The 14,345-nt window shown below is 40.4% G+C and carries 16 protein-coding genes and 1 tRNA gene; 7 read left to right on the top strand and 10 right to left on the bottom strand.

Annotated elements, in window-relative coordinates:
- Nucleotides 1–75 precede the first annotated feature (75 nt).
- From WG954_RS10290 to WG954_RS10265, 6 genes are all read right to left on the bottom strand, one after another.
- On the bottom strand, nt 76–897 hold the full coding sequence (locus tag WG954_RS10290; RefSeq protein WP_340436147.1) for an SAM hydrolase/SAM-dependent halogenase family protein: 822 nt from the start codon (nt 895–897) through the stop codon (nt 76–78).
- A gap of 76 nt (nt 898–973) precedes the next feature.
- The gene (locus WG954_RS10285) at nt 974–1,777 is read right to left on the bottom strand and encodes an SDR family oxidoreductase (RefSeq protein ID WP_340436145.1); all 804 of its coding nucleotides are present in this window, start codon (nt 1,775–1,777) and stop codon (nt 974–976) included.
- Between the two features lie 66 nt (nt 1,778–1,843).
- Nucleotides 1,844–1,916, bottom strand: a tRNA-Lys gene (locus WG954_RS10280).
- Between the two features lie 135 nt (nt 1,917–2,051).
- Entirely contained in the window at nt 2,052–3,002 is a 951-nt protein-coding gene (plsX, locus tag WG954_RS10275; RefSeq protein ID WP_340436143.1) for a phosphate acyltransferase PlsX, read from the bottom strand.
- A gap of 24 nt (nt 3,003–3,026) precedes the next feature.
- Complete coding sequence (gene rpmF, locus WG954_RS10270) at nt 3,027–3,221, bottom strand: 50S ribosomal protein L32 (RefSeq protein WP_340436141.1); 195 nt, start codon at nt 3,219–3,221, stop codon at nt 3,027–3,029.
- An 11-nt stretch (nt 3,222–3,232) separates the two neighbouring features.
- Nucleotides 3,233–3,769, bottom strand: coding sequence for a YceD family protein (locus tag WG954_RS10265; protein ID WP_340436139.1), 537 nt, complete (start codon nt 3,767–3,769; stop codon nt 3,233–3,235).
- 383 nt (nt 3,770–4,152) lie between these two features.
- On the opposite strand from WG954_RS10265, the gene WG954_RS10260 reads away from it, so the two are divergent.
- A complete protein-coding gene (locus WG954_RS10260) occupies nt 4,153–5,235 on the top strand; it encodes a DUF3810 domain-containing protein (protein ID WP_340436137.1) in 1,083 nt (360 codons plus the stop codon).
- Nucleotides 5,236–5,288: 53 nt separating this feature from the next.
- On the opposite strand, the gene dcd is transcribed toward WG954_RS10260, so the two are convergent.
- Complete coding sequence (dcd, locus tag WG954_RS10255; RefSeq protein ID WP_324228133.1) at nt 5,289–5,825, bottom strand: dCTP deaminase; 537 nt, start codon at nt 5,823–5,825, stop codon at nt 5,289–5,291.
- A 68-nt stretch (nt 5,826–5,893) separates the two neighbouring features.
- On the opposite strand from dcd, the gene WG954_RS10250 reads away from it, so the two are divergent.
- Nucleotides 5,894–6,523: a 4'-phosphopantetheinyl transferase family protein gene (locus WG954_RS10250; protein ID WP_340436134.1), complete on the top strand. Its 630-nt coding sequence runs from the start codon at nt 5,894–5,896 to the stop codon at nt 6,521–6,523.
- 96 nt (nt 6,524–6,619) lie between these two features.
- Here the strand turns inward: WG954_RS10250 and murB are convergent, their stop codons facing one another.
- Nucleotides 6,620–7,642, bottom strand: coding sequence for a UDP-N-acetylmuramate dehydrogenase (gene murB, locus WG954_RS10245; protein WP_340436131.1), 1,023 nt, complete (start codon nt 7,640–7,642; stop codon nt 6,620–6,622).
- Nucleotides 7,643–7,664: 22 nt separating this feature from the next.
- Here murB and WG954_RS10240 point away from each other — a divergent pair, with 22 nt between their 5' ends.
- The 5 genes from WG954_RS10240 (at nt 7,665) to WG954_RS10220 (ending at nt 10,971) form a co-directional block, all read left to right on the top strand.
- Nucleotides 7,665–8,315, top strand: coding sequence for an NAD(P)H-binding protein (locus tag WG954_RS10240; RefSeq protein WP_340436129.1), 651 nt, complete (start codon nt 7,665–7,667; stop codon nt 8,313–8,315).
- 117 nt (nt 8,316–8,432) lie between these two features.
- Nucleotides 8,433–8,729 carry a hypothetical protein gene (locus WG954_RS10235; protein ID WP_340436128.1) on the top strand — a complete coding sequence of 99 codons (297 nt, stop codon included), beginning with the start codon at nt 8,433–8,435 and terminating at the stop codon, nt 8,727–8,729.
- Between the two features lie 90 nt (nt 8,730–8,819).
- Nucleotides 8,820–9,266, top strand: coding sequence for a tail fiber domain-containing protein (locus WG954_RS10230; RefSeq protein ID WP_340436126.1), 447 nt, complete (start codon nt 8,820–8,822; stop codon nt 9,264–9,266).
- Nucleotides 9,267–9,549: 283 nt separating this feature from the next.
- Complete coding sequence (locus WG954_RS10225; protein ID WP_340436124.1) at nt 9,550–9,975, top strand: RNA recognition motif domain-containing protein; 426 nt, start codon at nt 9,550–9,552, stop codon at nt 9,973–9,975.
- 474 nt (nt 9,976–10,449) lie between these two features.
- Nucleotides 10,450–10,971: a M23 family metallopeptidase gene (locus WG954_RS10220; RefSeq protein ID WP_340436122.1), complete on the top strand. Its 522-nt coding sequence runs from the start codon at nt 10,450–10,452 to the stop codon at nt 10,969–10,971.
- Nucleotides 10,972–10,978: 7 nt separating this feature from the next.
- Here the strand turns inward: WG954_RS10220 and priA are convergent, their stop codons facing one another.
- Nucleotides 10,979–13,489 carry a replication restart helicase PriA gene (priA, locus tag WG954_RS10215; RefSeq protein WP_340436120.1) on the bottom strand — a complete coding sequence of 837 codons (2,511 nt, stop codon included), beginning with the start codon at nt 13,487–13,489 and terminating at the stop codon, nt 10,979–10,981.
- Between the two features lie 45 nt (nt 13,490–13,534).
- Complete coding sequence (locus WG954_RS10210; RefSeq protein WP_340436117.1) at nt 13,535–14,314, bottom strand: lysophospholipid acyltransferase family protein; 780 nt, start codon at nt 14,312–14,314, stop codon at nt 13,535–13,537.
- Between the last annotated feature and the right edge of the window lie 31 nt (nt 14,315–14,345).

Genomic DNA, 14,345 nt, shown 5'->3' with positions numbered 1-14,345 from the left:
AGGCAAAAATAAGGAGATGAGGGTATAAACAAGTATTTCAACTTTCTTTTAACAGGATAATTTGACGGGCTGTATTTATTCAAAATAAACCCTTACCGTTTGGTAAAATAAACGGCTTTGTGTGTATTGGCTGGTGCTCTTTTCAGAAAAGCCCTGCAATCCAAACAACCCGGCTGCATTGCCTTTATTGATGGCAATTTCAAGATAACCTGCCGCATTGAACAAGGCCAACTTTTCACCTTCGTTCACATCAGCATAGGTTTCGCTGATACGGTCGATCATTTCATCACGTTTAAATACAATTTTAAAGCGGCGGCCCTTGCGTTGTGCTTCAAATTCTTCATGCGTAATATTCACGATCACATTCTCAAAATGATCAATAGAAATGATCTGCCCTTCAATGTACTGACTGGTAGTGATTGGTCGCAACGGGTTTCTCACCTGTATGGAAACTGTCGCATCACCGAGTTCAACTAAAGATTTTCCATTTGCCAGATCATCAATCGCCTTTGCAAATACATCAGCACATGCAAGTGTATTTCGGGCAATGGATTTATCCATCGGCAAGGCCACCAGCTCTTGCGGTGTTTCTTCAAGTATCATGGTGATAAGACCATTATCGGCCAAGAGGTAATACTGCTCATTGTGTTTCACCAGCAATAAATGATCGGGCTTGTATTGAAAAAGATTTACAAGAATGATATGAAAAGTGCCTGCCGGAAATTGTTTGGTCGCATTCCGGATAATATAAGCTGCCTGCGGATCATTAAACGGTGATAACTGATGTGTAATATCAACTAATTGAAACGATGGATTTTGTCGTAACAACACGGCTTTCACGGCTCCGGCCAGGTAATCCTGTTCTCCGATGTCTGATGTGAGGGTTAGTAAAGCCATTGATGCGTAGAAAAATTGGAAGGAAAGATAAAGAATAATCAGTGGAAGAAACAAGCCCTGTTAAAGAGCAGTTGCATTATTTAATGAGCTTCCCATCCTTAAAGAAAAACTTGTGGATATACTTATCAGCAACACGTGGCAACAATTTACCAATCCACACTGTTGCTTTGCCTGTTGCTGTAAGCACTACTGCACGTTTGCGTTTTGCAATCGAATTAAAAATATGTTGGGCACATTCTTCGGCACTCATCAATTTCGATTCATCCATTGGAGTTTCGCCAATTGGGTTGCCTTCTCCATTCAATGCAACTGAACGGATATTGGTAGCAATAAAGCCCGGCGACACCCACAATACATTTACGCCATGATCAAACATTTCAACACGCAACGCTTCCAGCCAACCTTGCATAGCAAATTTTGAAGCTGAGTAAGCACTTCTGCCCGGTATACCTCGGTTGCCAACAATAGAAGAAATACCGGCAACAGTTCCTTTACGTTGAATAATGTATGGAAGTGCAGCTTTGGTTGTATACACAGTGCCCCAGAAATTTACATCCATCAATCGTTTATAAGCACTTGTTTCCGATTCAATGATCAATGCACGCATGGATAGGCCTGCATTGTTGATGAGCACATCAATGCCTCCAAATGCTTTTACCGTTGTTTCAATAAACCGGTTACAATCATCTTCATTACTAACATCAGCAACAAACGTATGCAAAGCTCTGCCTGCAAACTCCTGTTGCAATGAATACAACCTGTCAGCATTTCTGCCGCAGGTAGCAACCTTTGCGCCTTTGCTTAAAAAAAGTTGAACCAATGCTTTTCCAATGCCATCGCTTCCGCCGGTGATAACAACAACCTTATTCTGAAAATCCATGCCTGTTGATTTATTTGCAAAAGTAATATAAACAGAAAAGCCTCCGTGTGGAGGCTTTTGTTTCTGTGATCCCGCTGGGACTCGAACCCAGGACCCCAACATTAAAAGTGTCGTGCTCTACCAACTGAGCTACGGAATCTCAAAACGTTTCCGTTTTTTTGGGAGTGCAAAAATAGGAGAATTAGAATTCGCTCCCAACTTTTCAAACAAAATGTTTTTATTTTCCCTGAAATAAACAATTCTGTTTAAACAGTTTGTTCATCTTATTACAGTTTTATTCTACTTCTTCTTCGCTCACAAACTTGGCCTTCATCTTCTCCAGCAGTTTAGTTTCAATCATCTTGCTGGCAAGATGGATCATATTCAAAAATGCCTTTGAGGTTGAAATACCATGACCAACGATAACAGGCTTATCAATACCAAGAATGGGTGTGCCACCGTAGGTTTCAAAATTGAAACGCTTGAAGTAATCGTCTTCATCAAGGCTGCGTGATTTCGCAATATCAAAGATCGATTCACCTAATTTCAGAATAACATTCCCGGTGAACCCATCACATACCATCACATCAGCTCTGCCGGTCAATACTTCACGGCCTTCTATATTACCAATAAAGTTGATAAGCTTACTTTCTTTCAACAAAGGATAAGCTGCCTGAGCCAACAGGTTACCTTTCCCTTCTTCTTCACCAATATTGATCAACGCCACAGCCGGATTTTCAATCTCAAGAATATTTTGTGCGTAGATGCTGCCGAGAATAGCATTCTGCAACAGATTTTCCGGTTTACAATCGGCCTGCATACCCACATCGAGAATCAATCCGTAACCACCTTCCACTTTTGGGATAACGGTTGAAATGGTTGGTCGCTGCACACCTTCAATAGCACGGATGGTATAAAATACACCCACCATCATTGCACCGGTGTTACCTGCACTGATGAACGCATCAATTTTTCCTTCTGCCAGCAACTGTAATCCTTTGTTCATGGATGAGTTGGGCTTATCCCGTAAAGCTTTGGTGGGAGGTTCGTGCATATCCACCACTTCGGTAGTGTGCACAAAAGAAACAGATGGAGGTACAGTAACAAAATGCCTGCGCATGATGGTTTCATCACCAAGCAACAGCAATTCTATTCCCGGGGCAGCATCGGCTAAAAACAAATCTACGCCCAACAGCGGCTGCTGAGGGGCGTAGTCGCCACCCATCATGTCAATACCTATGACCATGCAGGTAAGTTAATTATAAAAAGCTTACGCTTTTAAAGGAGCTTTTTCAGCTACTAATTTTCCTTTGTAGTACAGTTTACCTTCACTCACATGTGCACGGTGACGTGGATGAATTTCACCCGTTGTGCTATCCTTTGTTAAAGTAACACTCACTGCTGTGTAGTGTGTACGACGCTTTGCGCTGCGTTGCTGTGAATGTCTGCGCTTTGGATTTGGCATATCTTTAAATTTTAGTCGTTTCTGAATTTATCCAATCCTTTCCAGATTGATTTGTTTTCGTTTGTTTGCGGGTTAAGTTGAGCAAGGCGTGCAAGCACTTCTTTGTTGCAATGCGGTCCACCCATTTCACTTTCCTTACACATCTTTTGCATAGGGATGCTTAGTACTATGAACTCGTAGATCCAGCTCTTCACATGCAGATGACTTTCTGTTCGGGATATGTAAAACACATCCGGACTTTCTTCTTCATCATTCATCTTCTCAGGTTCATCGGTCATTTTAACCAGCATCTCAAATTCGTCCCACAGTTCTAAAGGAAGATCGTTACCACAACGGTCGCAAAGAACGCCAACGGTACCAACCACCTCAAACTTCAGCAACATAAACCCGGTATTCTTTTCGAGTTGCAGTTTTACGTTGGCCTTACAGTTTTTAAAGTCCTGTTTTTCGAATTCCTCAAAGAACCTGTCATCAATTTCATAATCAAATTGATGAATGCCGGGCTTTAAACCCACAAATGCTATTTCGTATTCCCGGCGGCTTGCCATATCACCCCTATTTTAAAGAGTTTGCAAAGGTAACCGAAATACAGTTTCAAGCCAAAAGGAAAAGCAGGTTTATTTTCAGGAGCGGCAGCGTTCCGTTCCTTGTTGGGCTGCGGTTTCCCGCCCTTTGTTCCTGCTCCGCCGCTGAATGACTGCGTTCGGTACTGCAAAGCTAAGCTTAAGTGACATTAGTCTGCTGATTTGCAAAGCCTTCGGGGCATCCACGGCGGTCGGGGCTAGGTTGAGCAAAGGAATAAGAGTCAAGATACACGGCACAAGAGCAACAGGCAATTGGCACAACCCAATTCACAAACTCCAAAACCCAAATTCCAACCTTCCTCCATTGCCAATTGACCATTCACCTTCCTCCCGTAAATTTGAACCGAATGACTTACGGAAGAATCATACGCATAGCAATCATCAGCACACTATCCATCTTTGCCCTGTTTATCTTCTTCATTGCAGGCAATCATGAATGGATCGAGAAGAACTATGCCACCAGTTTTTACCCAAAGCTTGCGTCGACGCTGCGTTTACTCTTTGGCTGGTTCCCGTTCAGCCTTGGCGATATTATTTATTCCATTGTTACAATCAGTGTGCTTTGGCAGATCGGCAAATTTGTAGTGCGGCTATTTCATAAAACCGATAGCTGGCGTAAAAAGCTGAACCCGCTGGTGACGGCAGGCATTATTATACTTGCGGTATACGTTTATTTCTACCTGTTCTGGGGCTTGAATTACTACCGGAAAGGCATTGAACATCAACTTGGGTTAAAGAATGCCAAGTTTATAAAAGAGGAATTAATTGAGCTGAATACTTTTCTGCTCACGGAACTGAATAGCCGCAAAGCGATTTGCCTGCAGAAAAAAGATACCGTCATGAGCCGTGAACGTATGTTTCAATCGGCAAGGGAAGGTTACAGTCAACTGGAACAGCAGTTTCCTTATATGCGTTACCGTTATTCTTCCTTAAAGCCCTCGATGTTTGGACGAGTTGGTAACTATATCGGCTTCCAGGGATATTATAATCCTTTCACTGGTGAAGGTCAGGTAAACACCGCTATCCCAAATTTTCTGCAGCCTTATGTTACCTGTCATGAAATGGCGCACCAGGTTGGTTACGCCAGCGAAAGCGAAGCAAACTTTGTAGGTTTCCTGGCGGCTACACATTCAAGCGATACACTCATGCAATACTCTTCTTATCTCGATATGTTCTTGTATGCATGGGGAAACTTAAGAGCAGTTGATTCAACAGCAGCAAAAGAGTTTGGCACAAAATTGCATGATGGTGTAAAAAGAGATTTGAAAACATATCGTAAGTATGTGGAAGAGCATCGTACGTTTATCAGCGACTGGACCGATTTTTTATACGATTACTATCTCAAACAAAACCGCCAGCGGAAAGGGATTGAAAGTTATGGTGAGGTAACGGGTTGGTTGATTGCGTACAGGAAGAAGTATAATAAGTAAAAAGTTGATAGGTATCCCCTATCAACTTTTTACTTATTTACTGATAGCTTTTATCAAAACTTATTCTTCCACATCATGCTTTCAACCGGCTTGTTGTGCTGGCCACTGTATTTTGCATTTTTCTTTTGATTGTACTTCACTTCAATCTCTCCATCTACAGGGAAATAAATCAGCTGACCAATAGGCATGCCTTTGTAAATCTTCACGGGTTGCTTTACTGATATTTCCAATGTCCAGTTGCCACAAAAGCCAACATCACCTTTACCAGCAGTTGCATGAATGTCGATACCCAAACGACCGGTTGATGATTTACCTTCAAGGAAAGGAACATGCGCATGTGTCTCGGTATACTCAAGTGTTACACCTAGATAAAAAATATGCGGATATAATACAAACCCTTCATCAGGAATTTCAATGTACTCGATCTCGTTATGCTTTTTTGCATCGATCATATGATCTTTGTAAATAGCGAGTGTACCTCCGAGATGTACATCGTAGCTGTTGCTGCCCAAGCACTCACGATCGTATGGTTCAACTTTAATTGTTCCTTTTTCTATTTCCTCTAAAATACGCTTGTCACTTAAAATCATTTTGTTCTCTTTAGCTTTGTGCGAAAGTATAACTCTGAAACCTGCAATCTAAAATCTTAAATCTTAATTTGCCGCTCGTTTATCAACATACTATCAACAGCAACACAAAAGCGGGGCTTTGGCTCATTGAGGAACCGGAAGATTTTTTCCTTGAAAAGGTTCCTTTAAAACGGGATGTATCACACCCGCATAAACGGTTACAACACCTGGCCGGTCGCTATTTGCTGCCAACATTGTTTGAAGATTTTCCTCTCGAAGAAATTTTAATAGCCGATACCCGCAAGCCATTCCTGCCTGATGAAAAGTACCATTTCTCTATTTCGCATTGTGGTAATTATGCAGCGGCAATTGTGAGCAGTAAACAACGGGTGGGTGTTGATATTGAACAACCCAGCGATAAGATATTACGCATCAGTCATAAATTTTTAACACTACAGGAAAAAATGTTTCTTGATGAGCAGATGAGTGCTGCCCAACTTCTGCAACTAGCGACTTTGCTCTGGAGCACCAAAGAATCGATGTTTAAATGGTTTGGTGATGGCGGTGTTGATTTTCGTGAGCATATGCACATTGAAAACATTGAAGGCAACGATGAGGAAGGTAAACTCATTTGCAGTTTCCAAAAATTTGATCCGCTGCCGTTAACAGTGCAATATCGTTTTATGAAAGATTTGGTGATGAGTTGGGTGGTTAGTTGATGAAAGCCCGAAGAAAGCCGTTAGCCGATAGTTGTTAGTAGTCAGTTATTCACCTGCTTCTTCAAAAACTATCGGCTACAGACTAATGGCTATCGTCTAAATAATATTCACTTCTCTCTCCAACTCCACTCCAAATTTCTGCTTCACACTTTGCATGATCTCTTCGCTCAACTCATAAATTTCTTTGCCGGTTGCTGTACCATAATTTACCAATACCAATGCCTGTTTTGCATGGCAACCGGCATCGCCTTTTCGAAAACCCTTCCAACCGCATTGTTCAATTAACCAACCGGCAGCAAGCTTCATTGTTCCGTCAGGATTTGTAAATGCAACCATTGAAGGAAACTCATTCTTCAACTGATCGTATTGCTCTTTGCTGATCGATGGATTCTTGAAAAAACTTCCTGCATTACCAATCTCTTTCGGATCAGGCAACTTCGATGAACGGATATTAATCACTGCTTGTGATATAGCAGCAATACTCAATTCCTTTACACCCATCTTCTCCAACTCCTGGTTAATGGCTCCGTAACTTGTATTGAATATTGGTTTTTTTCTGAGTTTATAGGTAACCGATATAATAACAAATTGATCTTTATACTTTCGTTTGAACACACTTTCACGGTAACCAAACGCACAATCAGCAGCAGAAAATTTCACAACAGTTTTATCGTGCAGATGATAGGCTTCCAGTTCTTCAAACACATCTTTGATCTCCACACCGTAAGCACCAATATTCTGCATTGGACTTGCACCTGCATTCCCCGGTATCAAACTTAAATTCTCAACTCCACCCCAACTCTGCTGCACGCAATTTTGCACGAAGCTGTGCCAGTTAACTCCAGCCCCCACCTGCACATACACAAACTCATCGTCCTGCTTTATAACATGGATGCCCGAAACTTCATTCTTCAACACCAATGCATTTACATCGCCTGTAAAAAGCAGATTACTGCCCCCGCCTAGTATGAGTTTGTTGATACGGGGCGAAAGCTGATGCATGTACATCAAAATTTCCTGTAACTGTGCTGCTGATGAAAAATCAGCAAAATGTTTTGCTTTTACATCAATACCAAATGTATTGTATTGCCGGAGTGAAAGATTTTCGTGAATTTGCATGCAGGTGCAAAATAAAGAATTTATGAACGGACAAACAGCAGTTGTATTAGGTGCGACCGGATTAATTGGATCATCACTCGTTGAACAGCTACTTGCTGATGAGGCTTTCTTAAGAGTGAGAGTGTTGGTGCGCAAACCAATTTCAATTCAGCATCCCAAACTTGAGGTGTTTATCACAGACTTTTCGGATTACGATGTCTACAGGAAAATTCTTGGTACAGGCGATTGTATTTTCTCCTGCATTGGCACAACTAATGCAAATGTAAAAGGCGATAAATTGTTATACCGCTCTATCGATTTTGATATTCCTGTTAATGCAGCCCGTTTTGGCAAGGAAGCCGGGTTCAGCCAATTTTTACTTGTATCGGCTATTGGTGCAGATGCCCGTTCACGCATTTTTTATACCCGGTTAAAAGGCGAAGTGGAAGAAATGATTGCGAGTTACAAATTCAAAAGTTTTCATGTGTTTCGCCCGTCATTTTTAGCAGGTAGGAAACAAAACGAACGTACAGGTGAAAAAATACTTACAACAATGTTCCGGCTCCTTTCATTTTTAATTCCATCAAACTATAAGGCAATTAATGGGGCGACAGTTGCCAAGGCCATGAGGAAGGCTGCAAAAGAGGGAAAAGAAGGACTAAGTGTATACTATTATAACGAAATGATGAATTAGACTGCTGATAGAAAAACAAGCGTTAAATTTTATAAAACTTTCTAAATACAACTACCGAAACAAACGATAAACGCCAGCATATGCTTACATTTGCACATTGAAAATCGTTAACGATTGATGAAGTATTTTCTTTCCATATTTTTCATTCTGCTTTTTGCTTTAAACAGCGTTTCCATTATTCTTCCCTATACCGATTTATACTCTGATATTGAAGTCTCTATCAATCCGGAACAGGAACAAAAAGAAGAAAAGACAGATCCAGAATCGAAGGAAAAATTTCAGCCCTATTCCATTTTAATGAACGATATCGTCTTAGATACAAACGGACGAAAAAATAAAACAGCATTCTCCAACTCTGCTTTTATAGATGAGGTGAATATTAAGAATCCTACTCCTCCGCCCGAACAGGCATAGTTATCCCGTTTTATAGTTTCATGATCTCATGTATTATCCTTTTGGATATTGCACAGTGATCTTATTAAAAATCATTTAATTAATATTCGCATGTTCACTTCTATTAAAAATATCGGTCTTATTACATTAGGATTATTTATTTCTACTGCAACAATTGCACAAACCATTAACGATGAGCAAACAAAACTGAATGTTGCAAGCATCAGCAACCCGGTTGAAAGACTGTCGCAACTGAAACCGATCAGTTTTGAATATAACACCAAACAATACAAATTCCTGAACCTGCAAAGTGGTAAGCAGTACGGTTTCTTATCAGATAACATACAAGCCGTTTTTCCAGAACTGGTGAAAGAAAAGCGTGTATCATACATGCAGGGGAAGAACAATTATAAAAGTGCAAGTATTGCAAACATCAATGAAACGAGTTTGATTCCTGTATTGGTTGCTTCAATTGTTGAACAACAAAAACAGATCGATCAATTAAAATCAGAAATTGAAGTATTGAAAAGGAAGAAAGAAGTTACGGCAATGCAATAACGATGATAATTCGTGAGAAGCGCAGGATGACAACCTGCGCTTTTTTTTTGCCTTGTTTATCTACTTGCAAACGACCGTTCTAAAAAAACATCATAACTCTATATCGTAAATTCCGAATTGCATTTTTCTGTTGATATGAATTGTTCGTTATGAATCCGGTAACTGACGCTGAAAATCGACAATGCCATGACTGAAAACAACGGAATCGGGCTGAAATATGACTTAAACTGACTATCTTGAGGACGGAATCAACAGATTAATTAGCTTTACAAAAATTAAAACAATGAATTTATTTGTAGCCGGTTTACCCTATGATGTAGATGATGCCGAATTAGAAGAAATTTTCGAAAAATTTGGCAAAGTAGTTTCTGCAAAAGTATCGATCGACCGTGAAACCGGAAAAAGCCGTGGCTTTGGTTTTGTAACCATGCAAGAAGATCAAGATGGAAAAGATGCAATTGAATTGCTCAATGATATTACTCTCGGACGCAGTAGAAAACCATTGGTAGTGAAGCAGGCCGAAGATCGTCCAGGTGGCGGTGGTGGTAATAGAGGCGGCGGTGGAGGCTACGGCGGTGGCGGTGGTCGTCCCGGCGGCGGCGGAGGTTATGGTGGTGGCGGTCGCCCAGGTGGTGGCGGTGGCTATGGCGGCGGAAGCGGCGGCGGTGGTGGTTATAGTGGTGGCGGAGGCGGTGGCCGACGTTATTAATTAACACTCACATCAATAATATTTCAATCCCTCTTTATATGAGGGATTTTTTATTGTACATACTTGACGAAGGCTTTATCAATAAAAATAATATGTCGTAAAACCACGATGTGATTTTCCGCAATAAAATTGGTCAAATGTACCCTAGCAACTATTCAAAAGTATTCAGAGATTTACATTAGTAATTAAGAATCCAATACCTGATAGAAAAATCCGTACTCTATTCGAACTAACAGAAATTTAAATCCTTTGAAAACCGAAATGAAATCTGTATCCATGTAAACCTTGACAGTCCATCAACCCTATTAAAAACAAAACAAGAGACACATTTATCTAATTTGATGGAACAAATTTACACAAGTCAAATCCCTCCGCTCCAGCGGGGGGATTTGCATTTTGAAGAGCAATTGCAAAGTAATTGCCAAAACAGATTCTTATAAAAATATCCATCGCTGCTCTTCGTTTCCTAACTCCATGAAAAGATTCAAACGAATTCTGCTATTAATATTTCTTATCCTTTTTGCTGGGTTTCTTCTTCCTGAACGTTTTACAATGCCTGTTTCTGGTGCTGGCAAAAGCAGTTTTAACCAACAATCATTTTGGGCTTATCCATGGGGAACATCGGTTACACATAAAGGTGTTGATATATTTTCGAAAGAAGGAACCGATATAGTTTCATCTACCGGAGGTTTTGTTCTTTACACAGGTGAAATTAAAAAAGGCGGAAATATCGTATTGATACTTGGACCAAAATGGAGATTGCATTATTATGCTCATCTGAAAGAAATCAAAACTTCAGCATTTGCATGGACTAATCGTAAAGAAGTAATTGGAACGGTTGGCACAACAGGTAATGCAAAAGGCAAGGCGCCTCATTTGCATTATACGATCCGATCAATTATACCATTGCCCTGGAGAAAAGATGATTCCATTCAGGGATGGAAAAAGATGTTTTACTTGAACCCGATTGATTATTTGAATACAGCTCAGAATTGATCGGTTGTTATACTTTATCTACATCCGGTATTATCACTACACTTTTCAAATTCGGATGATTATGTAAATGTATTTCCTGTGCAAGGATCATCTCCTTGCATTGATGAATCAACTGTGCATCTTTCGGCAATTTAAACAACAGCTCCATGATGTATTGATTGCGGATTCGGTTCACCACCGGCTCTGCCGGGCCAACCATATAATTCGCAAATAGTGGTTTCATATTTTCTGCTACCAGTTGCGCAGCAGCTTCAACTATTTCTTTGTGTTTATGCCTGAATGTAAGTTGAATGATGCGTGAAAACGGCGGATAAAAAAACTGCCGCCTGCTTTGTATCTCTTCTGCATAGAACGATTTGTAATCATGCGCTACCACGTACTTCAACACAGGATGATTTGTATTGGCGACCTGTATCATTACTTTGCCATGTGCGTCTTTTCGACCGGCACGACCACTCACCTGCTCCATCAATTGGAAACCACGTTCATTCACACGAAAATCAGCAAAGCTTAACAGACTATCGGCGTCGAGTATGCCAACAAGATTCACATGTTCAAAATCCAAACCCTTCACCACCATTTGTGTACCCACTAATACATCAATGCGATGCTGCTCAAAATTTTGTATCAACTGATCATGCGCTGTTTTACCACTCACGGTGTCATAATCCATCCGTGCAATTTTTGCATGCGGAATTAATTCCTGCAATTGCTCTTCCACTTTTTCGGTACCAAAATTCTGCTGCATAAAATCGTGACTGCCGCAGGCTTCACAGGTTGTAACGGTTGGATAAATTGTTCCGCAGTAATGGCACTGTAATTTATTCTTGAACTTGTGATAAGTTAAACTCACATCGCAATATCTGCAATTAGGAATCCAGCCACAAGCCTTACATACCTGGTGAGGCGTATAACCTCTCCGGTTCTGAAATAAGATCACCTGTTTCTTTTGCAGCAATGATTCTTCAATCGCTTTTTGCAAAGCCGGTGCAATCATTACTTTTTGTTTCGTTTGTTTGAAGAGTGGTTTTGTATCGATCAATTCAATAGCAGGCAATTCACCTTCACCATAACGTTCATTCAATTCAACCAGGCTATACTTTTCCGTTTGTGAGTTGTAATAGGTTTCAATGGAAGGAGTGCCACTTCCCAATAATACTTTCGCACCAAACACAGTTGCATAATAAACTGCTGCATCACGTGAATTATAACGTGGAGCAGGTTGTTGTTGTTTGTAACTGCTGTCGTGTTCTTCATCACAAACAATCAAACCAAGATCTGCAAAGGGAAGAAACAATGAACTTCTTGCACCCAGTACTACTTTCATTTCGCCACTCTTGATCTTGTTCCATATTTCAATGCGTTCATTCTGGTTGAACTTACTGTGATAAATACCAATGTAACCGCCAAAATGTTTTTGCAGTCGACGAATGATCTGTGCCGTTAATGCAATCTCAGGTAACAGGTACAAAACCTGTTTACCTTTTTTGATATACTCTTCAATAAGTTTAATATAGAGTTGTGTTTTACCACTGCCTGTAACACCGTGCAACAAACAAACCGATTTTGCTTTAAACGATTGACGTATTTCATCCAATGATGTTTGCTGTGCAACCGTTAACTCAAAATCGATCGATACATTTCTCGGCAGGTTCTGTAAACGATCGACCGAACGTTTTTCTAAAAACAAAATACTCTTCTCAACCAATCCTTTCAACTGTGCATCACTTGCACCACTCTTTTTCAATAAAGCTGTTTTACTTACTTCACCTTCTGTTTTTATAAGGTGCAGATAGCTTAACAGTAATTCCATTTGTTTGGGTGCACGACTCCAGTTGTTAAGCAAATCACTTAACTGATCTTCATTATCATATTGCGGGTTCAGCAAGACGAATGTTTCCTTCTTAGCTGAGTACGTTTCTTTCAGCGATTCCCATACAAAACAAACACGCTTTTCAATCAGCCGTTTCACTACAGGATATACATGTGATGTATCAAGTATCTGCTGTACTTCGGGCAACTTCAATTCTTTACGAATCAGTAATGCTTCTGCAACTAAATATTCATCATGATCGAGTGTAGTAAAATCTTCGCCGATCTCTTCGTTATAAACTAAAATAGTTTCGCTGCTGAGTTTAAAATGTGCAGGCAATGCAGCCGCCATCACTTCGCCTTCCGTACACAAATAATAATCTGCTATCCATTGCCACAACTTTAATTGTTCGTCGTGAATAATGGGTTCAACATCCAGCACGTTCAAAATATACTTGGGATCAAAAGCTGCCGGTTTGTTATTGTGCAATGTTTTGATCACACCTGCATAACGTTTTTTTCTTAGCTCCACTTCTACACGCACACCTACACGCACCTGTTCTTGTAAACGTTCAGGAATGCTCCAGGTATAGTTTTTAGGTAGAGCAAGTGGTATGATAACTTCAGCATAACCCCTATCCCCTAAAGGGGTGTGAATCTCCGCAGATTTAACTGCTTCATTAATATTTTCATCAAACAATTGCATGAACCAATAAAATTAGGGAAGATGGAGAACACTCGGAGTGTGTATTTACTCCCCTTCAGGGGATGAGGGTTTTATCCAGCTCACATTATACTCAATTAGCTTTTTCTCCATCAAATCATATACTTTCTTTTTCAATTGATCTGCATCAAAGGGACTATAACCTTCAGGAGAAATTTCTTCGAGATAAACAGTTCTTAGTTTGCCGGGAGTCATTGCAAAAACGCTGCTCCAGTGTAAACGATCAACCGAATCGAGAAACAACATCGGCTTAATGGGTGTTTCCGTTTCAATGGCAAGACGAAAAGCACCATCATAAAAATCGATCAATGGCTTATCGGTCATATTAAATGTGCCTTCTGGAGCAATATAAATGGAGATCTCTTTGCTCAACACACTCTTCAATGTCTTTACACTTTTTGCCCTGTTCTGAGCACTTCCTCTCAACACCGGCACAACGGCTGCATTATAAATAATTCCGAAGAGGGGTATTTTACCTGTTTCTGCTTTGCCCAAAATACGTAATGGACTGCGGATAGCTTTCAGCATCTGCGGTATATCCATGTAAGAATTATGATTGCTCACAAAAATGTAGGGTTGATGTTCACGTATCTCCTGCTCAACAATGCGAATATGAAAAATGCCGATCATAAATAACCACACATCGGCCCACCAATGTACAATACGCATTACAGCATTTCCGCCTTTTATTTTTCCGAAAAAAGATGCAATTAGTACAAACGGGATTACGATCAACATCATGATCAGAAAAAGGATCATGGCGTAGATGACGTAAAGGATTTGCAGTGGTTTGAGTAAAATTTTCATAATCCGAAGCCCCTCATGTCGACGCAGGAGA

The sequence above is a fragment of the Lacibacter sp. H375 genome (assembly GCF_037892425.1).
Taxonomy (GTDB): Bacteria; Bacteroidota; Bacteroidia; order Chitinophagales; family Chitinophagaceae; genus Lacibacter.
Note: the sequence above shows the minus strand (reverse complement) of the source record. Positions and strands in the feature narration are given on the sequence as shown.